This window comes from Yersinia vastinensis, assembly GCF_044905075.1.
Taxonomy (GTDB): Bacteria; Pseudomonadota; Gammaproteobacteria; order Enterobacterales; family Enterobacteriaceae; genus Yersinia; species Yersinia vastinensis.
In genome coordinates, this window is sequence record NZ_CP173260.1 from 97,643 (window position 1) to 120,499 (window position 22,857).

Genomic DNA, 22,857 nt, shown 5'->3' on the forward strand with positions numbered 1-22,857 from the left:
GCGGGAATATCCCTAATTCGTTTCGCATGCATACGCATCATGATGGTTGCACTTGCAAAAAATCCTAAGGTTCAACATGTGGTCCTTTCTCAAAAGTCGTGATAGCCAGTCAATTGTCACGAATCAGGAACAAATTGATTCGTCTTATAAATACTGGCGCATTCAATTAATGTGGACGATGTACATCGGCTACGCTGCTTTTTATTTCACTCGCAAAAGTTTTAACTTCATCATGCCGGCCATGCTCAGTGACCTAGGCCTAACGATGTCTGATGTGGGGATTTTAGGTACGCTGTTTTATATCACCTATGGCTGCTCTAAGTTTATTTCCGGGATGATCAGTGACCGCTCAAACCCACGTTATTTTATGGGGATTGGCCTGATTATGACGGGGGTTATCAATATCCTGTTCGGTATGAGTTCCTCATTGTTGGTGTTTGGTTCCCTGTGGATCCTTAATGCTTTCTTCCAAGGTTGGGGCTGGCCACCATGCTCAAAAATACTCACCAGTTGGTATTCTCGCTCAGAACGCGGTAGTTGGTGGGCTATTTGGAATACGTCGCACAATTTTGGTGGCGCGTTAATTCCGCTGCTGGTCGGTTTTATTTCTCTGCACTTTAGCTGGCGCTACGGCATGATTATTCCCGGTATTATCGGTGTGGTGATAGGCTTACTGATGTGTTGGCGTCTGCGAGATAAACCCAGCACGATGGGGCTGCCAAGTGTAGGCAAGTGGCGTAATGATGCCATGGAGTTGGTACAGGAATCGGAAGGCCAAGGGCTGTCGAATAAAGAAATAGTGAAGCGCTATGTATTAACCAATAAATATATTTGGTTGCTGGCAGTGTCTTATGTGCTGGTTTATATCGTTCGTACTGCGATTAATGACTGGGGTAATCTCTATCTGACGCAAGAGAAAGGCTATTCCTTAATGACGGCTAACTCGGCGATTTCATTATTTGAAGTCGGTGGGTTTATTGGTTCTCTGGTTGCTGGTTGGGGATCTGATAAGTGGTTCCGTGGTAATCGTGGTCCGATGAATCTGATCTTTGCCATCGGGATATTCCTCTCAGTTGCGTCATTGTGGATGATGCCCGGCATTAGCTATGTATTGCAGGCGGGGTGTTTCTTCGCCATTGGCTTCTTTATTTTTGGCCCACAGATGCTGATTGGCATGGCGGCGGCTGAATGTTCACATAAAGATGCTGCGGGAGCGGCCACAGGCTTTGTTGGGTTGTTTGCCTACTTAGGCGCAGCCTTATCAGGTTATCCTATTGCGCGCGTGATGGAGGTCTGGCACTGGAATGGTTTCTTTGTGGTTATCTCTGTGGCAGCTTGTTTATCCGCTTTCTTCTTACTGCCATTCTTGCGGGCACAATCACCTCAACTGAAGCCCGCTCAAGCTTAATTTTCACCTGAATGATTCTGTTTTAACCGCTGGTGATGCTTTTAACAACACTTACCAGCGGGTTGTGAAAAAGTGATTGACGACCTAAATATGTAGCAGTAAGATGCGCCCCAATTCGGCGAGTAGCGCAGCTTGGTAGCGCAACTGGTTTGGGACCAGTGGGTCGGAGGTTCGAATCCTCTCTCGCCGACCAAATTTAAGAACCCTGACGGAAACGTCAGGGTTTTTTTGTGTCTGTTTTTAGCCAGCCCATTCTTAATCTCCTTTTATTTTTTCTTAATCACAGAATGACAGTTTCTTCTCATACTCTCAATAATCTATTTTTATCTTATTTGTATTTATACTCTTTAAGCATATAAATTTATTATTCTTCAAATATATTATATCTACTTTGTAGCATTGACTTTTTTTATCAAAAACTGCTAATGGATATCGGTTTTTACCGAGTAATATAAATTACATGACAATCACGCTAATTATATTAAATAAGGGATCATATGAATTTAATTCGTGGCAATAATGAAAAAATAAAATTATCCATACTTCCTCTTTCTATAATACTGTCATTCTGTGGGGGTTCTACTGCTTCAGCGGCTAATATCATTGCTGATGAGCGAGCACCCAGTAGCAAACAAGCAGATATACAGATAGAGCGCCAAAATTTACCCGTTCCCTGTCAAATTAAGGTGGGCTGTGGTGAAACGGCAGTTATCAATATTCAAACCCCAGATAAAAATGGGCTGTCACATAATAAATATACTCAATTTGATGCCCCTCACCATAATGACAGGGTTATTATTAATAATGCGTTATCCAGTGATATTAATGGCAATCCATATCTCCAAAGCGAAACTGCAAAAATTATTTTAAATGAAGTGCGTTCTGATAAAGCAAGTATATTGGCTGGGAGCGTAAAACTTGCTGGCCAAGATGCCCATGTAATTATCGCTAACCCATCAGGTATTGACTGCAATGGGTGCTCATTTACAGATATGTATCATCTTACGCTGACGACGGGTGCTCCATCTTTCAGTGATAGTCATAAACTACAAAAATTTGAGGTGCGCGAGGGGAATATAAACATTAATAAAGGGGAAGAAGTAGACACTGGGTTGATGCATGAAAGTCGTCGTAATAAAACAGCTTATCTTGATTTATTCGCTGATAAAGTCAACATTAATGGTCAGCTAACCACGGATAACGCTTTTATCATCGCAGGTAAAAATTTTATCGACTTAGCTGCTCCTGGGCAAAAAATGAATATAAGGCAAATGACTGCCTTTTCAAGAGCACCAAATTATTTCACCAGTGTTGATGTCAGTGATATGGGGGGGATGTACGCAAAGAAAATACGTATTATTTCAGAAGGTAATACAATAAATTCAAACGTAATTGATTCAAAGGGATTGATCTCAATTGATGCGGGCGGAGAAATTAGAAATACAGGAGTAATAAGATCGGATGATATTAAATCACGCCCTAATAGCTATAGAGGAAAAGAATGGCAGGAGCCAGGAAAGAGTAAGTGGAGCCAAGTTTCTTTGGTCGAAAAATCAAAACAGATAAAAAAAGCGGGAGGAATATAACCTTTAAATTATAAGCCCTTCCCGACAAATATTAAATAAGTACTCATGTGCTGATTGAGAAATTAGCCACAGTTGTGGCTAATTTCTCTTATTAAGATGTGGATTAATTGAAATGGAGTTTATTAGATGGAATTTAAAGTGATAAGTAATGAAACTCCAGATAGTCATAATAGAAAACCAGCAGGATTAGCCTTATTACTTCTTTGGGTTTTTATGTTTATCTTCCCTTTTATTGCTTACGCTGAAGTCAATACCACTCAAACAGCTATTTTAGAACAACAGCAACGAGATTTAAAAAATCGCCTCATGCCGCCACTGTCTCATGCCCAGATAGAAAGTGAACCAGCAATAACGAACGACGCTATCCCTTTTGATGAAATATCCTGTCTGGCCATCAATCGCGTAGAACTGGTTAACGTAAATTTTTTTCCCAATATGACACGCTTAATGCAATGGGCGAAGCAGGCCCAAGGGCAATGTTTAGGTGAAAAAGGATTGTCAGCTCTGCGGAATAAACTTCAGTGGCAACTGGTGGATGACGGATATATCACATCGCAAGTAGCGTTCACGGCAGAGAGTTATTTTGACGGTGTACTTTCCCTGACATTGATTCCCGGCAGAGTCAGTGGCATTGAACATCATAAAGCCAGTGATAATTATGCGCAGCTAAAGACGTTATTCCCTAATAGGGTCGGTGATTTGGTGAATTTGCGTCATATTGAACAAGGCTTAGAAAATCTGCAACGTTTACCGTCGGTGAGTGCCACCATGGATATTGAATTAAATCGGGAGGATTTAGCGAGCCAGATTGTGGTTAATCGGCAACAATCTCGTTTCTGGCGAATCAATACTTTTCTTGATGATGCGGGCCATCATGCTATTGGTCGTTATCGTGCGGGTGCTACCTTTTATCTCGATAACCCATTATCGCTCAGTGATCTGGCTTATTTTTATGCCAGCCGAGAACTGGATAATCATCATGACAAAGGTTATCGCAATTTTGCCTTACATTACTCTGCACCCTTCGGCAACTGGCTGTGGAGTATGACGGGCAGCGGAGGCCGTCACTACCAAACACTGTTAATTGCTGATATCGCCTTTAAATATCATACACGGTGGCGATCATTGGATATGCAAGTTCAGCGGCTTTTGATGCGAGGCCCTAACTATAAAACAGTGGGTCATACTGGTGTATTAATCCGTAAATTCCATCGTTTTTTTGCAGATACAGAGCTGGAGGTTCAGCGACAGGATGCGGTTGACTGGCAACTCGGGTTACAGCACCTTCACTATACCCGCTGGGCTACTATAAGAGGTGGGGTTAATTATCAACAGGGGACTCAATGGTTTGGCATGGGCAGTAAAGCCCCCCCTGCAACCAAGTTAGTCAATATTGCTGCTTCGTTGGACATTCCTTTTACATTGGATAAGCAACGGTTTTATTTTCAACCGACATTCAGCCAGCAATTTACTCGCTCTGACCTTGTGATGCAGGATAAATTTTCTATCGGTGGGCGGAGTTCCGTGCGTGGTTTTCCAACCAGTAGTGCGCTGGCGGGGTCACAAGGGTGGTTTTTAAAAAATGATATTGCCTGGCAGCATCAACAGAGCGGCAGCCAGCTATATGTGGGTATGGATTATGGTGAAGTCAGTGAAAAAGGGGAGCCATTCTTGTTGGGGGATCGTTTAGTGGGGGCTGTTGCGGGGGTTCGAGGCAGTTACCATCGGTTGGGCTATGATTTTAATATTGGCATCCCGCTGGATAAACCTGCTCATTTTAATACCGACCCTGTCGTTTTTGGTTTTATACTTAATTGGCAATATTAGTAAATGACCACTCTATCGTTATAATGCGAATGCCTGTTATGTATTTTTAAGGTTGTGACCATTAACTAGTTATTTAAATATATAGCTCACTACTGCTGTTTTTATAAAGATAGTGAGAGGGTAAAATGATTTTCGCCAACTGTGACTATACAGAAAATGTTAGGTTTTTTATTAGGGGTTCTTACTTTTATTTATTATTTATTATGTTAGTTAGTGTTATTAATCCCTCGTTGGCGGGTATTGTTGCGGATAAAAAAGCAGCGAAAAACCAACAGCCTAACATTCACCACTATATTGAGGATAAAAAATTATGCAAGGTACAAGATGCTTATTGTCAGGGAGCAACATTTACAACTGTCAATATTGTCACTCCGAATGAGCATGGCGTGTCACATAACAAATATGATAAATTCAATATTACATTGGGCAAAGGGTTTAATCGAGTCTTTTTAAATAATCTTGAAATTAATAGCCCCGGTTTTGTCGGTAATCCTAATTTAGTTAATCAAACAGCGACGGTTATTTTGAACGAAGTTACATCGAATAAACAAAGTGAGCTGTATGGTGCCTTGTCCGTTATTGGCGCGAAAGCTCATGTCATTATTGCTAATCCTTCAGGGATTCGTTGCAATAATTGTCAGTTTATTAATACAGATCACGTCACTCTCACCACAGGATCTCCCCTGTTTACGGCTGGGGTATTAACGGGCTATGAGGTTAATCAAGGTGATATCAGTATTGATCGTAATGGGCTGAAATTTGATGATAACCCCAATGCTTTTCTAGATTTATTCTCTGCCACGCTTGGTGTTGATGGTGAAATCAGAGGTGGGATTATTCAAGCCATCATAGGTAAACAAAATATCATCCGTACTCCAATTAGAAAACGATTTGATACACAACTCATTGGGGATCATTTTGGTAATGAAGTAACCAATGTTGCAATTGATGTCACTCAACTTGGCGGTATGTATGCTAATAAAATATTTCTTTATTCCAAAAATGGCGGCATTCAGAATAAAGGAATGTTAGAAGCTGAAACGGTCGTAAGTTTGGCATCGGCTTCATTTATTAAAAATAGTACTGGGAGAATATACTCACCCAAAACAAAGTTAAGAAGTTCTGGCGATATTGATATCGTTTCTGGAAAAATTAAAAGTGAGCGACAAGGTGTAAATTATAAAATTGATGAACGATTTGGTATCCGAATTTTAGGTCGTAACATTAATAGTAGTGAAAGTAGCTTTTACGCCAATAGTGGGTATATTTCAATTGAAGCTGCGGATTCTATTAATAATTGGAACAGTATTATCAAATCAAATGCAACTTCAGGTCTTGCGGATATCAGTCTTAAGGCAAAGTTAGTCAATAACAATAATGGTCATATTGTGACATCTCAAAATATATTGATTGATGCAAATGAGTTAAGAAATAATAATGGCAGAATTATCAGTGCCTTTAGAGATGTGAATCTGAGTTATAAGACACTCAGCAATGAAGAGGGGGTAATATACGGGGGAATTGATGTGAATAGAATCATTAAAAAATAAGTCATCAATCTACGAAGGCCCACAATATGTCGATTCCATCTCTGCGTTGTGGTTTGCTTACCTCTACTCTGCGCTGCTTACCTTTAGCTAGCAGGTACCGCATTGTTTCGCTCGTCAATTTTCCAGCAAAGAAACATCGCGCACTGATTCGGTGCACTATAATTGTGCACGGCACTGAGTGCTATGCGCTCTGTTATCTATAATGCTTTATCGGGTCGATATTTCGCTTTTTTAACGACACGCAAGATGTGCGTCATTCTGGTTGTCTGTGACAACATTCACGTCACTTATCGGCTGTCGCCACAGCATTTCCATCTATTTTCTGTCGATATTACAAAAAAATCTGAACAGATAGACATCATTTGGCAACAAAGTTTTTCTGTTTGTCACTGGGTATTGCTACTGCTTTATTTATCCTAGCCAGTTAATCCCTCTAGTTTATTGCCAATAGCATAAATTTTAATGCTGATAATGTTAACGAGAAGTTTTTTTTATGTTTGCATGCTGTTTCTCATTGTCTTGATAAATCCTTTCAGACCGTATTGACGTTGCCACCAACTGTTGCCAAATTGGTACCCTCAGGGGGAGTAATCGAGAGCAGTTTGGGTGATTCCACTCATTCAACATTGTCGTCGCGATAAGATTTATCCGGCATCTCAATCCCGCATCCCTGCTGTTAATGGGCAAAAACGGTACAGTCCGCGGACTAAAAAATTATAGGGCCTGGCCGTACACACAACACACATCACCATAATGGAGCACAAGCGATGACGATTTCCTTGGGAAAAACAGGGATACTGAAATTCGGTATTGGGCTGATTGCACTGACCGTAGCGGCCAGTGTACAAGCGAAAACATTGGTTTATTGTTCTGAAGGATCTCCGGAAGGTTTCAACCCGCAACTTTTCACCTCTGGCACAACCTATGACGCAAGCTCAGTACCTATTTATAACCGCCTGGTTGAATTTAAACTCGGGACAACCGAAATTGAACCCGGTCTGGCGGAGAAGTGGGAAGTCAGTGAAGACGGCAAAACCTACACTTTCCATCTGCGTAAGGGTGTGAAGTGGCAAGATAATAAAGATTTCAAGCCGACTCGCGATTTCAATGCTGACGACGTGATCTACTCTTTCATGCGTCAGAAGGATGATAAACATCCGTACCATAAAGTGTCTGGCGGTAGCTATGAATACTTCCAAGGTATGGGGATGGGTGATTTGATCACCAATGTTGTGAAAGTTGACGACAATACTGTCCGCTTCGAACTGGCTCGCCCAGAGTCGCCATTCTTGGCTGACCTGGCGATGGACTTCGCGTCAATCCTGTCTGCTGAATACGCTGATGGCATGCTGAAAGCGGGTACTCCGGAAAAAGTCGATTTGAACCCAATCGGCACCGGCCCATTCCAGTTACAGCAATATCAAAAAGACTCCCGCATTCTGTACAAAGCCTTTGATGGCTACTGGGGCACCAAACCGAAAATTGATCGTTTGGTCTTCTCTATTACTCCAGATGCCTCCGTCCGTTATGCGAAATTGCAGAAAAATGAATGTCAGGTTATGCCATACCCTAACCCGGCTGATATTGCTCGCATGAAAGAAGACAAAACGATCAACCTGATGGAACAACCTGGCCTGAACGTCGGTTACCTCTCCTTCAACGTTGAGAAAAAACCACTGGATAACGTGAAAGTTCGTCAAGCGTTGACCATGGCTGTGAATAAAGAAGCCATCATTGATGCGGTTTATCAGGGTGCGGGCCAAGCGGCCAAGAACCTGATCCCACCAACAATGTGGGGCTACAACGACGATGTGAAAGATTACGCCTATGATCCGGCTAAAGCGAAAGAGTTGCTGAAAGAAGCGGGCCTGCCAGATGGTTTCTCCATCGACCTGTGGGCGATGCCAGTTCAGCGCCCGTACAACCCAAATGCTCGTCGTATGGCTGAAATGATCCAGTCTGACTGGGCGAAAGTGGGCGTGAAAGCCAAGATTGTGACCTACGAGTGGGGCGAGTACCTCAAACGTGCCAAAGACGGCGAACATGAAACTGTCATGATGGGTTGGACCGGGGACAATGGGGATCCTGACAACTTCTTCGCGACTCTGTTCAGCTGTGATGCGGCCAAGCAAGGTTCCAACTACTCTAAGTGGTGCTACAAGCCGTTTGAAGACGTGATCCAACCAGCACGTGCTGAGTCTGACCACGACAAACGTGTCGCACTTTACAAACAAGCTCAGGTTGTTATGCATGATCAAGCGCCAGCGCTGATTGTTGCTCACTCAACTGTGTATGAGCCAGTGCGTAAAGAAGTGAAAGGCTATGTTGTTGATCCGTTGGGTAAACACCATTTCGAGAACGTGTCCCTGGATTAATTTTAACCCAGTGAAATAGGGCCGGTGGGCGTGCATAGCATGTGCACCGGCTTCTTCATTTAGGTTAAGACAGATACAGATGTGAGCCATATAACCTCGCCCAATAAGTGTCATTGTCGCAAAAATTTTGAGCATGGACAGCACGTAAACACGGGAGCGTACACGCAGTACGTGACGGTGGTGTGCACTGCCCTAGGTCAAAATGGCAAATAAAATAACTTATTGGGGAGGTTTAATAAGCTGGGTTGCCCACGAGCAGCCTGGCATTCTACACAGAGAGTTCGGGATATGTTGCAGTTCATACTCCGACGTTTGGGGTTAGTTATCCCAACGTTTATCGGCATTACTTTGCTGACCTTTGCTTTTGTTCATATGATCCCGGGTGACCCGGTGACCATCATGGCTGGGGAACGCGGTATCTCCGCCGAGCGTCACGCTCAAATCATGGCGGAAATGGGGCTAGACAAGCCTCTCTATCAACAATACTTCCATTACGTGAGTGGCGTATTACACGGCGATCTTGGCATTTCGCTGAAAAGCCGTATTTCAGTTTGGGAAGAATTCGTTCCTCGCTTTAAAGCGACACTGGAACTTGGGATCTGCGCGATGCTGTTTGCCATCGCCGTGGGGATTCCCGTTGGGGTGTTGGCAGCAGTCAAACGCGGTTCAATATTCGATCACACTGCTGTTGGGATCTCCTTGACCGGTTACTCGATGCCTATCTTCTGGTGGGGCATCATGTTGATCATGCTGGTTTCGGTGCAATGGAACCTCACCCCGGTGTCGGGGCGCGTCAGTGATACTGTTTTCCTCGATGATAGCCTACCGCTGACCGGTTTTATGCTGATAGACACCTTTGTTTGGGGTGAGCCTGGTGACTTCAAAGACGCTGTGATGCATATGATTTTGCCTGCCATCGTGCTGGGCACCATCCCCCTCGCCGTTATCGTACGTATGACCCGCTCCTCTATGCTGGAAGTTTTGGGTGAAGACTATATCCGTACTGCGCGTGCTAAAGGCTTGAGCCGGATACGAGTGATTGTCGTCCACGCTTTACGTAATGCTCTGCTGCCTGTAGTGACAGTGATCGGCTTACAGGTCGGCACGATGCTGGCGGGCGCTATTTTGACAGAAACCATCTTCTCCTGGCCGGGATTAGGGCGCTGGTTGATGGATGCATTGCAACGCCGAGATTACCCGGTCGTACAGGGCGGGGTGTTGCTGGTCGCTATCATGATTATTTTAGTTAACTTGCTGGTAGATGTGCTCTATGGCGTAGTTAACCCGCGTATTCGTCACAAGAAATAAGGGGCGCAAAATGTCTCAACTTACTGAGTCGACAGTAAAAAGTGCGCCGAAGCCGATGACTCCATTGCAGGAGTTTTGGCACTATTTCAAGCGCAATAAAGGGGCTGTCATCGGCCTGTTCTACATCATTATTATGTTGCTGATTGCCGCAGGCGCGACTTGGCTTGCCCCGCACGGCCCGGCAGAGCAATTTCGCGATGCATTATTGAAACCGCCTGTCTGGGAAGAGGGTGGCAGTTGGAAGTTTATTCTCGGTACGGATGATGTGGGCCGCGATGTCCTGTCTCGCTTGATGTATGGTGCGCGCCTCTCGCTGCTGGTCGGTTGCCTGGTGGTCGTGCTGTCGTTGGTGATGGGCGTCATCTTTGGCTTACTGGCCGGTTATTTTGGCGGCGTCGTCGATGCCATCATCATGCGTATTGTGGATATCATGCTGGCGCTGCCAAGCCTGTTGCTGGCGTTAGTTTTGGTCGCTGTGTTCGGGCCTTCCATTGTGAATGCTTCGTTGGCGTTAACCTTTGTTGCCTTGCCGCATTATGTTCGCTTGACGCGAGCGGCAGTTCTGGTCGAGGTCAATCGCGACTACGTCACGGCCTCCAGAGTGGCCGGTGCGGGTTCGATGCGCCAGATGTTTATCAATATTTTGCCAAACTGCCTTGCGCCGTTGATCGTGCAGGCTTCTCTCGGCTTCTCTAACGCCATTCTGGATATGGCGGCTCTCGGCTTCCTCGGCATGGGTGCACAACCGCCAACACCAGAATGGGGCACCATGCTCTCTGATGTGTTGCAGTTCGCACAAAGTGCCTGGTGGGTCGTGACCTTCCCCGGTGTGGCGATTCTGCTGACGGTTCTGGCGTTTAACCTGATGGGGGACGGCCTGCGTGATGCTCTCGACCCCAAACTCAAGCAGTAACAGAGGTAGAGAGAGATGGCACTTTTAAATGTAGACAAATTGTCGGTGCACTTCGGTGACGAAGGCGCGCCGTTCAAAGCCGTAGACCGTATCAGTTACAGTATTGAGCAAGGTCAAGTGGTTGGGATTGTGGGTGAATCTGGCTCTGGTAAATCGGTCAGTTCATTAGCAATCATGGGGCTGATTGATTACCCCGGTAAAGTGATGGCCGAAAAGCTCGAGTTTAATGGCCGTGACCTGACGAAAATTTCTGAAAAAGAGCGGCGTCAGTTAGTGGGTTCGGAAGTTGCGATGATCTTCCAAGACCCCATGACCAGTCTTAACCCATGCTATACCGTCGGTTTCCAAATTATGGAAGCGCTGAAGGTGCATCAGGGAGGGAACCGCAAAACCCGTCATCAGCGGGCAGTGGATTTGCTGACTTTGGTCGGGATCCCGGATCCGGCGTCGCGTTTGGATGTCTATCCGCACCAGCTTTCAGGTGGGATGAGCCAGCGCGTGATGATTGCGATGGCCATTGCCTGTCGGCCTAAGTTGTTGATTGCTGATGAACCAACGACGGCGCTGGATGTGACGATTCAGGCGCAAATTATCGAATTGCTGCTGGAATTGCAGCAGCGCGAAAATATGGCGCTGTTGTTGATTACCCATGACTTGGCACTGGTGGCTGAGGCGGCTCATCATATTATTGTGATGTATGCCGGCCAAGTGGTTGAAACGGGCAAATCGTCAGAGATTTTCCGTGCGCCACGCCATCCGTATACGCAGGCATTATTGCGGGCGCTACCGGAGTTTGCACAGGATAAAGCACGGTTGGCATCCTTACCGGGTGTGGTTCCGGGCAAATATGACCGGCCTGAAGGCTGCTTGCTTAATCCACGTTGCCCGTATGCTAATGATCGTTGCCGTCGTGAAGAACCCGAGTTGCTGGGGCCGGCGGGGCGTCAGGTTAAATGCCATACACCGCTTGATGATGCGGGGAGGCCGACCTTATGAGCCAATCAACTGAAATGAAAAATAAATCACAGGCATCCAAGCCGTTGTTGCAAGCCATCGATTTAAAAAAATATTATCCGGTCAAAAAAGGGTTATTTGCACCGGAGCGTTTGGTCAAAGCGCTTGATGGTGTTTCGTTCACACTGGAGCGAGGCAAAACATTGGCGGTGGTTGGGGAATCTGGCTGTGGTAAATCCACCTTGGGTCGTTTGTTGACCATGATTGAAATCCCAACGGGTGGTGAGCTTTATTACCAAGGCCAGGATTTGCTCAAACCGGATGAAAGTGCTGAGAAATTACGACGCCAAAAAATCCAGATTGTATTTCAGAACCCGTATGGTTCTCTAAACCCACGAAAGAAAGTGGGGCAGATTCTGGAAGAGCCACTGCAAATCAACACTAAACTCACAAAACAGGAGCGGCGCGAAAAAACCTTGGCGATGATGGCTAAGGTTGGCCTGAAAACTGAGCACTATGACCGTTATCCGCATATGTTCTCTGGCGGTCAACGTCAGCGTATCGCTATCGCACGTGGACTGATGTTGAATCCTGATGTGGTCATTGCTGATGAACCTGTGTCTGCGCTGGATGTGTCAGTGCGGGCACAGGTATTGAACCTGATGATGGATCTACAGCAAGAGCTAGGACTGTCGTATGTCTTTATCTCCCATGATCTGTCGGTGGTTGAGCATATTGCCGATGAAGTGATGGTGATGTATTTGGGGCGTTGTGTTGAAAAGGGCAGTAAAGAGGCCATTTTTAATAACCCACGCCACCCTTATACTCAGGCGCTGCTATCAGCGACACCTCGTCTGAACCCTGACATGCGCCGTGAGCGTATTAAGCTGACAGGCGAGCTACCTAGCCCGATGAGTCCACCTCCTGGTTGTGCATTCAATGCACGTTGCCGGCGGGCATTTGGGACCTGTACTCAACTGCAACCGCAGCTAAAACAGTACGGAGATCAAATGGTGGCTTGTTTTGCGGTTGATCAGGATGAAGCAGAAAAAGCCAGTTAAGTATTTATTGGCTAAAGATGAGTGTTATTTAATGCCAAAAACGCCGGTTATCCGGCGTTTTTTTATAACGGCGTAAAAATAGTGTGGTTTACGTTATAACCGCTGTCGGTTAAATCGCCGCGTATAAATATATTTACTTACTATGTAAATAAATAATTACGTAATCGTTAGCCAAGTTACCATCAGTAAATAAAATAATGCCATAGACTATATCTATGATTAAATCTGCAAGATTTAACTTAAAATAAAATTAACCGCATTTTCTACTTAAGAAATTAGAATATTATGGGTGACTTATTGTGACTACTATCACGTCTGAGTTAGCCATAAATAGAAAGGGTGCAATAAATGCACCCTGAATTAAGTTATTAGACAATAAATATACCGATATTTATTGTGGGTATGGCACCCAGTCACCCCCATTGAGCCGAATATAAGGTTTACCCTGATATTGCATCACAATGGCATTATCATTTTCTGATACAACGGCCGTCTCCGGCAACCCTTGAGTCAGGGTTTGCCAATCGATAGTGGGTGCAGTAAATATTTTGCCATCGACCATGCGCGACACCAATTCTGACACTGCCAGATAGCTACTCGGAGCGCTGATGACCTCTGGGCTGGCGGGCTGTGGTGCTTTCATACCAATGAGTTTAATCCCCACAGGAATGTGAGTGATACTTGGGCTTGGAATATCCCGCAGGCCCGACATTTGCATTTTATCACCAACCAAGGCAGCACCATGCTCAGGCACTACAATCACCATGACTTGACGCCCTGACTTTTCCAATTCATCAAGGAAGGTGTCTAGTTGATCGAATAGTGTTTGGGCGCGAGCGCGATAATCAGCGCTTTTATTGGTGCCAACAAAACGGTTTCCGTCGTGTAATGGGATGATATTCATGAAGGTTGCGCTGCGTGCATCACCCTCTTTTTTCTGTTGTTCTAACCAGCGATTAAGCAGTTCCAAATCGTTATAAATTGGCTCACCATCAAAGGAGGCTAGCTGGTTACTGATACCGTTTTGCGACATCAGTGGCGCACGCATATTGCCGTCATCCTGAATGTTTTGCAGGTAATTACCAAAGACACCAGAGTGATCCATCATTAACTGAGAGGTGAAACCTAATTTTGCTAAATTATCAAATAGATAACACTGTTGGTCTTGCGGCTGATACAAATCTTTGTGGGATGACTGGCCACAACTGGCGCGCAACAGACGAATAGAGGCCGGGCCACTGTAGGCCGTGGCGGAGTTAAAATTCTTAAACAGAATATCAAACTTATTCCACAGTGGATGCTTATCCAGTTGGGCCGCTTCGATATCTGACCATGACAGTGAACAGATATTAATAACTAACAAATCAAATGGTTGAGCGTCCCCAGGTAAAGATGTGGGGAAGGTTGTGCGGCGCGTTTTTTCTTGCTCATAAAATGCATTCAGATAGGCCGTCAAATTAGCATCAGTAGGTGGGCCACTGGTGGCTGCGGGGCTGTTTGTCGGTTGCTCTGTGGCCGATACGGCGGGTGCGGCTGTTGCTGTTGTTTCAGCCGCAGGAGCTAGAGAAAATGCTGGCCCAGCAACGCTGATTATATTCAGCCAAATCAACGCAGCCACCACAAAGACTGTCACTCGGATCCATTGTGAAATAAACAGGTAGCCGACCAGAATGACAAAGGCGGTGCCTATCATGGTCCAGTTAATAAAACGATTAAATAATTCAATAAGATAGCTGAGGCTAAAACCAGTCACCTGTGAGCCTTGACTCACAATGCTGTTGATTCCCGGCAACCAAGTGTCGTGATAGAGCAGGCCGATACCAATAGGTATGGCAATCCAGTTGCGCCAGCGATGGACTCGATAGGCCGGGATCGGGAACAGCAGAAAGGCAAGAAACACCAAGTTAGCCAGTGGATGGAAATTAAGATAGCCAAACCACAACAGAGCAAACTTTAGCAGAAAATAGTAGTTCCACGCGCCCAGACCGCGCCAATAGCGCCACGGACTCTGCGATTCTTGCTGTTTATTTTTTGCGTTCATGGTTATTTCTTAGTCTGTGAAGAGGAGCCATCACGCAACCAGATCCCTTCTGATTTTAAATAGCGCGCGGATAAGAATAAATGCTGTCTTTTCTCCCACCACTGTGGGAACCAGCGGCATGCCATGTAACCTAGCGGGAAAAAAATCACTGCGCCGAGCAAAAGGATTTGCCAAATATCGTTGAGATTCATTGGGTTTTCTCCTCATGATGGCCCGTATTCAGCACCAGTGGTACAGGAATATGCCGGATAACTTCAGATTGCTCTGGTCGGCTCGTTGCCTGTGTGTAGGCTTTTTGTTCCCCCACGGATTGCCACGCGTTGGGGGAATTCATCCGGTGCATCTCAGCGATAATTTCCTGATCCTGATACCACACCAGCCGATTACTGAACGCTTCGGCCACCGGCAAACGGAAAATATGGCCTAATGCCGTGTCCAAGTCATTGATACGGCAGGTGGAGAGAAATAGCAGCAGGCGGTTATCAGACACGGTCACCACATCGCCGTAGCGACGCAAATGGCACAGAGTCAATGCCTGACGAGCCTGTAACCCTGGAACGGCGCGCAGCGCTACCAGAACCCCTTTACCATTTTCGGGTAATAAAGTGTTGTTCATCAGCAGCAAGACTGATTGGCTGAATTCCACTGGGGAGAGATAGCCTTTAAGCTGAAGCGGGCGTAGTGCTTCCAATAACGCATTGATATCTTCGGGAACATGGCGTGAAAAACGCAGCCCCTGGATACCTTCTAACATCGTCAAAAAGCGTGATAGTGGCGCGACATGAGGCACGATCAGATTGGCCCCACAGGCCAGCAACAGGCGCTCATCGCTGTAACGCAGACTGGCATTCATTTCACGCACTACAATTTTTACGGCATTACCCCGTTGGCGGCGTATGTTATGGATTTGATGCGCTATTTCGTCAATATGTTCGCTTTGATTCAGGGCGAAAATCACTGTTGCAGCGTGGGCGCTCATCGCCCGTTGAGCCAATGCAGCATTGGTCTCCAGCAATTGCCAGTGGGTGGACAGGGGCGGTGCGCCTTCCAGAATGCTGTTTTCAGCTAAATAAAGATGTTCGTCGTTGCGTGACGGTGGCAGTGCTTGCTGGACTTCATCCGCCATGCTCCAGCCTAGTTCATCTGCCTCCAGCAAGACTAATTGATTGGCAGTGACCCCTTTTGCCGTGCTCCACCAAGAAACCACATACTGTGCGTTATCCTGTTGCCATTGCAGGCTGGCCAGACCTTGTAAATAGCGGTGCTGGCTCACTAATTGATTCTTGATTTTATTAATGCCCGTACTGTGACACAGCACCAGCAGGGTACAGTTCTGGGCATCCAACCATTGCTGGATATGCCGCAACCATTGCTGCATTTCTTCACTGGTAAATATTTGCCATAAACTGGCGGGTGCAAACAGAATGAAGAGCCGTTGTTGCGGGCGCAGTGAGCGCATTAAATCATGGGTCAAATGTTGTAAGGCGTTTTTTTGAACTGACGCATTTTTTTGTTCGGGCAATGAAAATAGCGGTAATTTTTGTGGACCAAAGTGGTCTATATTGGTCAATAGTTTTTCAGGTTTTAACCCCGAACAAATCAATGCCGCCTTGGTATTTTCAGGCTGATTGCGAATAAGTTGCTGACAAAATAAATTGGCATCAATTTGACGTTCAATATTGACCCAATAGAATCCAGGAGCCTGCATTACGGCTAATTCATCCCAGATTTTTCGAACACCTAATGAGAAAGATCGTGACATAGATTCTTTATCTGCTTTCGTTAAAGTGCTATTGGGCCAATCACTGGATAAATTCAAAGAACAATTGTAACATTGCAATAAGTATTAACCAATGTCCTTGCCTTGATATTAATCTAAGACTCATCTTACTGGGGCAAAGTATACTCCTATCCTTGTTATACTTAATTACCATAGCCTATTTTCTGAAGGCGGATAAATGCAGACTATAATAAATCGATTCCATGAGAAAACTTCACTTGAAGCTCAGGATGATCTACTAGCATTAAGTCAGGCTTTCTCGTTACCCACATTAAGTTATATCGATATTGTCCGTCAGGAACGATTAACACAAATGATGGCGCGCTGGCCATTGCTAGCCGAACTGGCACAATCTACACGGAGTAAATAGTTTATGCCGGTACTGGCGTTACAAGGAATAAGAGGGGGCATCGGCACGACATCGGTCACTGCGGCTCTTGCTTGGGCGTTACAGCAATTGGGCGAATCGGTGTTGGTCATCGATTTTTCACCGGAAAATTTATTGCGCTTGCATTTCAATATGCATTTCGAGCAGCCCCGCGGTTGGGCGAGAGCTGAAATTGATGGCGAAGGTTGGCGCTCAGGAGCCATGCGTTATACCGAGACGTTGGATTTCTTGCCGTTCGGCCAATTAACTCACGTAGAAATTGAGCAACTCAGCGCATCATTGCAGCAAAATCCTCGGCAATGGCGCGAGAATCTGTCGGCGTTGCAAGCTAGTGATCACCCGCGATGGATTTTATTGGATGTTGCTGCCAGCGACAGCGTGTTCACTCGTCAGGCTTTAGCGCTGGCGGATCAAGTGCTCATTCTGATCCATGCCGATGCCAGTTGTCATTGTCGTCTACATCAACAAAATCTACCCGCTGGGTGCCACTTCCTGCTTAACCAATTCTCTGCTAACAGCCGTTTACAGCAAGATTTGCACCAGCTTTGGTTGCAAAGCCTCAATAACTTATTGGCGACATTTATTCATCGCGATGAAGCGATGGCCGAAGCATTGGCGGCCAAACAGCCCTTGGGCGAATACAGTGCACAAAGTCTGGCGGCAGAAGAGGTCATGACGCTGGCGAATTGGTGCCTGATTAATGTTGCGGACCGCGGCCTATGAACCGTTTGATGCGGATGTTATTCCTCACCCCGGTTTATCAGGGGATGCGCCGCCGCTATCATCACTATATGCAGCAAGGCTGTACGGTACTGACCGCTTTTCTCACCACGTTGGCGCTGCCACTGTGCTGGGTATTCCTGCGTCTTGAGTCCCCCAGTTGGCAATATGTGATACAAAACCGAACCTATTGGTTCCCACAAATTTCCCCTCTTCGCCCACGTCTGGGGGATGGTCTGCGCTACCTGCTGCAAGGGCTTTGGTTGCTTTTAATCCATCCAGAATCACGCCATGAGAAGAAGCGTCAGCCCGCAGCGGTTGGCAAAGGTTGGGTGAAAAGCAAAAGACAGCGTTATATCAGTTGGTTGGGGAGTGCACCTGCGCGCTTTGAACTTCAGCGGATAGAACAATCGGTGGCGACACGACTCAGCCAGCTCTCAAGGCCAGCTCGTCGTATCCTGTTCATTATTTTAGGTCTTTTTACGGGTATTCTGGCCTTACTGTGTATTTCGCAGCCGTTTGGCATGATGGCACAGTTTGTGTTTGTCCTGTTGCTATGGGCCATTGCTATGGTGGTGCGGCGTGTTCCGGGCCGCTTACCGACCTTGATGTTGATTGTGCTGTCGTTGACGGTTTCCTGCCGCTATTTGTGGTGGCGTTATACCGAAACGCTTAACTGGGATGACCCGGTCAGTCTGGTATGTGGGTTATTGTTGCTGCTGGCTGAAACCTACGCTTGGATAGTGCTGGTTCTGGGCTACTTCCAGACTATCTGGCCGCTAAACCGTCAGCCTGTTCCTATGCCAGACGATATTAATAGCTGGCCTACCATTGATTTGATGGTACCGACGTACAACGAAGATCTCAGTGTGGTGAAACCGACCATTTATGCTGCACTGGGTATTGATTGGCCGAAAGACAAAATCAATATCTATATTTTAGACGACGGTAACCGACCCGCATTTAAAGACTTCGCCGCTGAAGTTGGGGTGCACTATATTGCCCGGCCAACGCATGAACATGCCAAAGCGGGGAATATCAATAACGCCCTGAAACAGGCTACTGGTGAGTTTGTTGCCATCTTTGACTGCGACCACGTTCCGACGCGCTCTTTCCTGCAATTAACGCTTGGCTGGTTCTTTAAAGATAAAAAGTTGGGCATGATCCAAACGCCACATCACTTTTTCTCCCCTGATCCCTTTGAGCGAAATTTAGGCCGTTTTCGGCAAACTCCCAATGAAGGCACGCTGTTCTATGGTTTGGTTCAAGATGGGAATGATATGTGGGATGCCACCTTCTTCTGCGGTTCTTGTGCTGTTTTGCGTCGCAGCGCTTTAGATGCTGTTGGCGGCATTGCGGTAGAAACGGTTACCGAAGATGCCCATACCTCATTGCGTCTGCACCGTAAGGGTTACACGTCGGCTTATATCCGCATACCACAGGCCGCAGGGTTGGCAACGGAAAGCTTGTCAGCGCATATCGGGCAGCGCATTCGCTGGGCACGAGGCATGGTTCAGATTTTCCGGCTTGATAACCCACTGCTTGGCAAAGGGCTAAAACTCGTTCAGCGCTTATGTTATGCCAATGCCATGTTGCACTTTTTATCCGGCATTCCGCGGCTGATCTTCCTGACCGCCCCCTTAGCTTTCCTGCTGCTGCATGCCTACATCATTTTTGCTCCCGCACTGGCGATTGCGCTCTATGTCTTGCCACATATGATTCATGCCAGCTTGACCAACTCCCGCCTTCAGGGGAAATACCGCCACTCGTTCTGGAGTGAAATCTACGAAACAGTGCTGGCTTGGTATATCGCCCGCCCAACCACGGTGGCATTACTTAACCCACATAAAGGGAAATTTAACGTCACGGCAAAAGGTGGTCTGGTTGAAGAGCAGCATGTGGACTGGGTTATTACTCGTCCGTACATGGCGTTAGTGCTGCTGAATCTGGCCGGTTTGATTGCAGGCTTATGGCGCTTAGGGCATGGCCCTTCCACTGAGATCATGACGGTAGTCATTAGTCTTGTGTGGGTTATTTACAATATGACCATTCTCGGTGGTGCAGTGGCTGTGGCGGTCGAGGCCAAACAAGTGCGCCAGTCTCATCGGGTAGAAATTGCGATGCCCGCGGCTGTCGCTCGCGCTGATGGGCACTTATTTGCTTGTACCCTGCGCGATTACTCTGATGGTGGGGTAGGGATTGAAATGCGCGAAGCCGGGTTGCTGAAAGATGGCGAGGCTGTGCATTTGCTGCTGAAGCGGGGCGCGCAAGAATATACCTTCCCATGTGAAGTCACCCGCGCTTTCGGAACCAAAGTCGGGATGCGGATGCATAAGCTGACTGTGGCACAACATATTGATTTTATACAGTGTACCTTCGCTCGTGCTGATACGTGGGCGTTGTGGCAGGACGGCTTCCCAGAAGACAAACCGATTGAGAGCTTGCGCGATGTTTTGGCGCTGGGCTTTAGAGGTTATGTCCGTATGGCCAGCTATGCGCCGCCGGTGATTCGAAATGTACTGGTAGGATTGACCTCCCTGATTGCCTGGATTGCATCATTTGTACCCCATGGCGTGGATAAAAATCAGGCTCCGAGTAGCCAGGGCCAGACAGTGGCTCAACATTGATGATGATATGATGACGAGAAAAATAACCTGGTTTACCGCACTGGCTTTGGGATTGACGCCATTCACCCATGCCGAAACACCGGCAACGCCGTCACCTCAATCGGCGGCGTCTTCGCTTGCCGTAGAATCGACAGCGGAGCTAACACCTGCTGTGCCAACCATTGATGCCAATGTACCGGTACGGGATGTGGCGTACACTTTCGCCAAAATAGCTCCTCCACCGGGTACATTCTCACTGCGTGGCACCAACCCGGAGGGGGTGATTGAATTCGGTGTGCGCAGTGATGAAGTGGTCACTAACGCGACATTGAATCTGGAGTTTACGCCATCGCCATCGTTGATCCCGGTGGAGTCGCAGCTAAAAATTTTCCTCAATGACGAACTGATGGGTGTTACGGCAGTCACCAAAGAGCAACTGGGTAAGCCGACTCGCATTCAGTTGCCCATTGACTCGCGCTATATCACCGATTTCAACCGCTTGCGGCTGGTGTTTGTTGGTCATTACCAGAATATTTGTGAAAACCCGGCCAGTAGTACGTTATGGCTGGATATCAGCAAATCCAGCTCGCTGGATTTACGCTATCAATCACTGGCGGTTAAAAATGATTTATCCCATTTCCCTGAGCCGTTCTTTGATGCCAGAGATAACCGCCCACTGACATTGCCAGTGGTGTTTGCTGCTGTACCGGATGTGGCGCAACAGCGAGCCGCGTCCATTTTGGCATCGTGGTTTGGTGACAAAGCACAATGGCGTGGACAGAATTTCCCGGTGCTGTATAACCAGCTCCCCACCCAACATGCTGTGATCTTCGCGACCAACGCACAGCGGCCTGACTTCCTGCAAGATTATCCACCGGTCAAAGCGCCAACCGTGGAGATCATCAGCCATCCTGATAACCCCTATGTAAAACTACTGCTGGTCTTGGGGCGTGATGATAATGACCTGATCACGGCAGCGCAGGGGATTGCACAAGGCAACATTCTGTTCCGTGGTCAGAATGTAACGGTGGATAACGTTGAACAACTGGCACCTCGTGTGCCCTATGACGCACCTAACTGGGTACGAACTGATCGTCCAATGACCTTTGCGGAGCTGCAGCAATATCCAGACCAACTACAAACAACCGGCTTGTTACCGCCACCCATTTCATTATCGATGAACCTACCGCCGGATCTGTTCCTAATTCGCAGCGCCGGTATCGATATGCGCTTGAAATACCGCTATACCTCAACACGCCTGATGGATGGTTCCCGCTTAAGCATCAGTCTGAATAATCAGTTTGTGCAGGACTACCCACTGTCACCAAATATGCCGGAAGACAGTAAAATTCTGCGTCTACCCCTACTGCAAGGTTTACAAGATGCAGCGAAGCGGCTGACCATTCCGGCATTGAAACTGGGGGCCACTAACCAACTTCGTTTTGATTTTGATTACAGCACTTTACTGGCAAGCGGGGCCGAGGGGCGGTGTGAGACGTATTCTACAGCGGCAAACCACGCGGTGATTGATGGTAACTCCACTATTGATTTCTCCGGTTACCGCCACTTTATGGAAATGCCTGATCTGCGGGCGTTCGCTAATGCGGGCTTCCCGTTCAGTCGCATGGCTGACCTCTCTGAGACATTGGTATTGGTGCCACCAAAACCGGCAGCGTCACAACTGACCACACTTCTCAACGCGGTGGGGAATATTGGGGCACAGGTCGGTTATCCCGCGGTGGGAATAAATATCACCGACGATTGGTCACAGGCGAAAGACAAAGATGTTGATGTGCTGATTATCGGCACGATCCCGTCAGAGTTACGCGATGACCAGAAGATTAGCTTGCTGGTGGATCAAACGCAGAGCTGGGTCAAAATGCCCAATCGGCAAACGAGTTTGTCAGGCATGATGGCACCCGCGTCAGATTGGGTAGCAGACAGCAAGGCAACCGTCAGTTCTGAAGGGGCGATGTCGGCGATTATCGGCGTGCAGTCACCTAACTTCCCGCAACGCAGTATTGTGGCGCTATTGGCTGATAGCCCACGTGGCTATAACTTGCTGAATAATGCCCTGCTTGATACCGGTAAACGTGAGGCGGTTTTTGGCTCAGTCGCGGTGATCCGTGAGTCTGGCGTCAATAGCTTGCGTGTCGGGGATACCTATGATGTCGGTCATTTGCCGTGGTGGGAGCGCATTTGGCACACCTTGTCGACCCATCCGGTACTGCTGGCCGGTGTGGCGGTGTTGGTTGTGGTGGTGGCAGCCATGATGGCTTGGCGCTTATTACGCCTGATAAGCCGTCGGCGTTTATCGCCTGATGAGAGAGACTAATTCGG

At 47.0% G+C, this 22,857-nt stretch carries 16 protein-coding genes and 1 tRNA gene; 14 read left to right on the forward strand and 3 right to left on the reverse strand.

Annotated elements, in window-relative coordinates; all coding sequences use genetic code 11:
- Positions 1–76: 76 nt before the first annotated feature.
- From ACIOG0_RS00375 to dppF, 10 genes are all read left to right on the forward strand, one after another.
- On the forward strand, positions 77–1,408 hold the full coding sequence (locus ACIOG0_RS00375; RefSeq protein ID WP_050099469.1) for an MFS transporter: 1,332 nt from the start codon (positions 77–79) through the stop codon (positions 1,406–1,408).
- 116 nt (positions 1,409–1,524) lie between these two features.
- A tRNA-Pro gene (locus tag ACIOG0_RS00380) sits at positions 1,525–1,601 on the forward strand.
- Between the two features lie 304 nt (positions 1,602–1,905).
- Complete coding sequence (locus ACIOG0_RS00385; RefSeq protein ID WP_072086617.1) at positions 1,906–2,994, forward strand: filamentous hemagglutinin N-terminal domain-containing protein; 1,089 nt, start codon at positions 1,906–1,908, stop codon at positions 2,992–2,994.
- A gap of 126 nt (positions 2,995–3,120) precedes the next feature.
- Entirely contained in the window at positions 3,121–4,821 is a 1,701-nt protein-coding gene (locus tag ACIOG0_RS00390; protein ID WP_128451440.1) for a ShlB/FhaC/HecB family hemolysin secretion/activation protein, read from the forward strand.
- A 125-nt stretch (positions 4,822–4,946) separates the two neighbouring features.
- On the forward strand, positions 4,947–6,371 hold the full coding sequence (locus tag ACIOG0_RS00395; protein ID WP_230678348.1) for a filamentous hemagglutinin N-terminal domain-containing protein: 1,425 nt from the start codon (positions 4,947–4,949) through the stop codon (positions 6,369–6,371).
- A 767-nt stretch (positions 6,372–7,138) separates the two neighbouring features.
- Positions 7,139–8,746: a dipeptide ABC transporter periplasmic-binding protein DppA gene (dppA, locus tag ACIOG0_RS00400; protein ID WP_050099471.1), complete on the forward strand. Its 1,608-nt coding sequence runs from the start codon at positions 7,139–7,141 to the stop codon at positions 8,744–8,746.
- A 288-nt stretch (positions 8,747–9,034) separates the two neighbouring features.
- Positions 9,035–10,054 (forward strand): dipeptide ABC transporter permease DppB, encoded by a 1,020-nt coding sequence (gene dppB, locus ACIOG0_RS00405; protein WP_050099472.1) that lies wholly within the window; start codon positions 9,035–9,037, stop codon positions 10,052–10,054.
- A gap of 10 nt (positions 10,055–10,064) precedes the next feature.
- The gene (dppC, locus tag ACIOG0_RS00410; protein ID WP_025376524.1) at positions 10,065–10,967 is read left to right on the forward strand and encodes a dipeptide ABC transporter permease DppC; all 903 of its coding nucleotides are present in this window, start codon (positions 10,065–10,067) and stop codon (positions 10,965–10,967) included.
- Positions 10,968–10,982: 15 nt separating this feature from the next.
- On the forward strand, positions 10,983–11,963 hold the full coding sequence (gene dppD, locus ACIOG0_RS00415) for a dipeptide ABC transporter ATP-binding protein (RefSeq protein ID WP_050099473.1): 981 nt from the start codon (positions 10,983–10,985) through the stop codon (positions 11,961–11,963).
- 14 nt (positions 11,964–11,977) lie between these two features.
- Positions 11,978–12,982, forward strand: a complete 1,005-nt coding sequence (dppF, locus tag ACIOG0_RS00420) for a dipeptide ABC transporter ATP-binding subunit DppF (RefSeq protein WP_145582069.1) — start codon at positions 11,978–11,980, stop codon at positions 12,980–12,982.
- A 391-nt stretch (positions 12,983–13,373) separates the two neighbouring features.
- Here the strand turns inward: dppF and bcsG are convergent, their stop codons facing one another.
- Genes bcsG through bcsE form a run of 3 tightly spaced genes read right to left on the reverse strand, consistent with a single transcriptional unit; the run spans position 13,374 to position 16,785 of the window.
- Entirely contained in the window at positions 13,374–15,023 is a 1,650-nt protein-coding gene (gene bcsG / locus ACIOG0_RS00425) for a cellulose biosynthesis protein BcsG (RefSeq protein WP_128451439.1), read from the reverse strand.
- Positions 15,024–15,025: 2 nt separating this feature from the next.
- Positions 15,026–15,214 carry a cellulose biosynthesis protein BcsF gene (bcsF, locus tag ACIOG0_RS00430; protein WP_050099475.1) on the reverse strand — a complete coding sequence of 63 codons (189 nt, stop codon included), beginning with the start codon at positions 15,212–15,214 and terminating at the stop codon, positions 15,026–15,028.
- On the reverse strand, positions 15,211–16,785 hold the full coding sequence (gene bcsE / locus ACIOG0_RS00435) for a cellulose biosynthesis protein BcsE (protein ID WP_050140043.1): 1,575 nt from the start codon (positions 16,783–16,785) through the stop codon (positions 15,211–15,213). Before bcsE ends, bcsF begins: the two co-directional genes overlap by 4 nt.
- 196 nt (positions 16,786–16,981) lie before the next feature.
- Between bcsE and bcsR the strand changes: the two genes are divergently transcribed.
- The 4 genes from bcsR to bcsB are packed head-to-tail and all read left to right on the forward strand — an operon-like array spanning position 16,982 to position 22,852.
- Positions 16,982–17,173, forward strand: a complete 192-nt coding sequence (bcsR, locus tag ACIOG0_RS00440; protein WP_050099477.1) for a cellulose biosynthesis protein BcsR — start codon at positions 16,982–16,984, stop codon at positions 17,171–17,173.
- 3 nt (positions 17,174–17,176) lie between these two features.
- Complete coding sequence (bcsQ, locus tag ACIOG0_RS00445; protein WP_050295680.1) at positions 17,177–17,914, forward strand: cellulose biosynthesis protein BcsQ; 738 nt, start codon at positions 17,177–17,179, stop codon at positions 17,912–17,914.
- Positions 17,911–20,538 carry a UDP-forming cellulose synthase catalytic subunit gene (bcsA, locus tag ACIOG0_RS00450; RefSeq protein ID WP_050099479.1) on the forward strand — a complete coding sequence of 876 codons (2,628 nt, stop codon included), beginning with the start codon at positions 17,911–17,913 and terminating at the stop codon, positions 20,536–20,538. The genes bcsQ and bcsA overlap by 4 nt, the downstream gene beginning before the upstream one ends.
- A 10-nt stretch (positions 20,539–20,548) precedes the next feature.
- Positions 20,549–22,852 (forward strand): cellulose biosynthesis cyclic di-GMP-binding regulatory protein BcsB, encoded by a 2,304-nt coding sequence (bcsB, locus tag ACIOG0_RS00455; RefSeq protein ID WP_050099620.1) that lies wholly within the window; start codon positions 20,549–20,551, stop codon positions 22,850–22,852.
- Positions 22,853–22,857: the final 5 nt, after the last annotated feature.

Coding starts and splice junctions, on each gene's coding strand:
- ACIOG0_RS00375 (WP_050099469.1), top strand. CDS start 77: ATGTGGTCCTTTCTCAAAAGTCGTGATAGCCAGTCAATTGTCACGAAT.
- ACIOG0_RS00385 (WP_072086617.1), top strand. CDS start 1,906: ATGAATTTAATTCGTGGCAATAATGAAAAAATAAAATTATCCATACTT.
- ACIOG0_RS00390 (WP_128451440.1), top strand. CDS start 3,121: ATGGAATTTAAAGTGATAAGTAATGAAACTCCAGATAGTCATAATAGA.
- ACIOG0_RS00395 (WP_230678348.1), top strand. CDS start 4,947: ATGATTTTCGCCAACTGTGACTATACAGAAAATGTTAGGTTTTTTATT.
- dppA (WP_050099471.1), top strand. CDS start 7,139: ATGACGATTTCCTTGGGAAAAACAGGGATACTGAAATTCGGTATTGGG.
- dppB (WP_050099472.1), top strand. CDS start 9,035: ATGTTGCAGTTCATACTCCGACGTTTGGGGTTAGTTATCCCAACGTTT.
- dppC (WP_025376524.1), top strand. CDS start 10,065: ATGTCTCAACTTACTGAGTCGACAGTAAAAAGTGCGCCGAAGCCGATG.
- dppD (WP_050099473.1), top strand. CDS start 10,983: ATGGCACTTTTAAATGTAGACAAATTGTCGGTGCACTTCGGTGACGAA.
- dppF (WP_145582069.1), top strand. CDS start 11,978: ATGAAAAATAAATCACAGGCATCCAAGCCGTTGTTGCAAGCCATCGAT.
- bcsG (WP_128451439.1), bottom strand. CDS start 15,023: ATGAACGCAAAAAATAAACAGCAAGAATCGCAGAGTCCGTGGCGCTAT.
- bcsF (WP_050099475.1), bottom strand. CDS start 15,214: ATGAATCTCAACGATATTTGGCAAATCCTTTTGCTCGGCGCAGTGATT.
- bcsE (WP_050140043.1), bottom strand. CDS start 16,785: ATGTCACGATCTTTCTCATTAGGTGTTCGAAAAATCTGGGATGAATTA.
- bcsR (WP_050099477.1), top strand. CDS start 16,982: ATGCAGACTATAATAAATCGATTCCATGAGAAAACTTCACTTGAAGCT.
- bcsQ (WP_050295680.1), top strand. CDS start 17,177: ATGCCGGTACTGGCGTTACAAGGAATAAGAGGGGGCATCGGCACGACA.
- bcsA (WP_050099479.1), top strand. CDS start 17,911: ATGAACCGTTTGATGCGGATGTTATTCCTCACCCCGGTTTATCAGGGG.
- bcsB (WP_050099620.1), top strand. CDS start 20,549: ATGACGAGAAAAATAACCTGGTTTACCGCACTGGCTTTGGGATTGACG.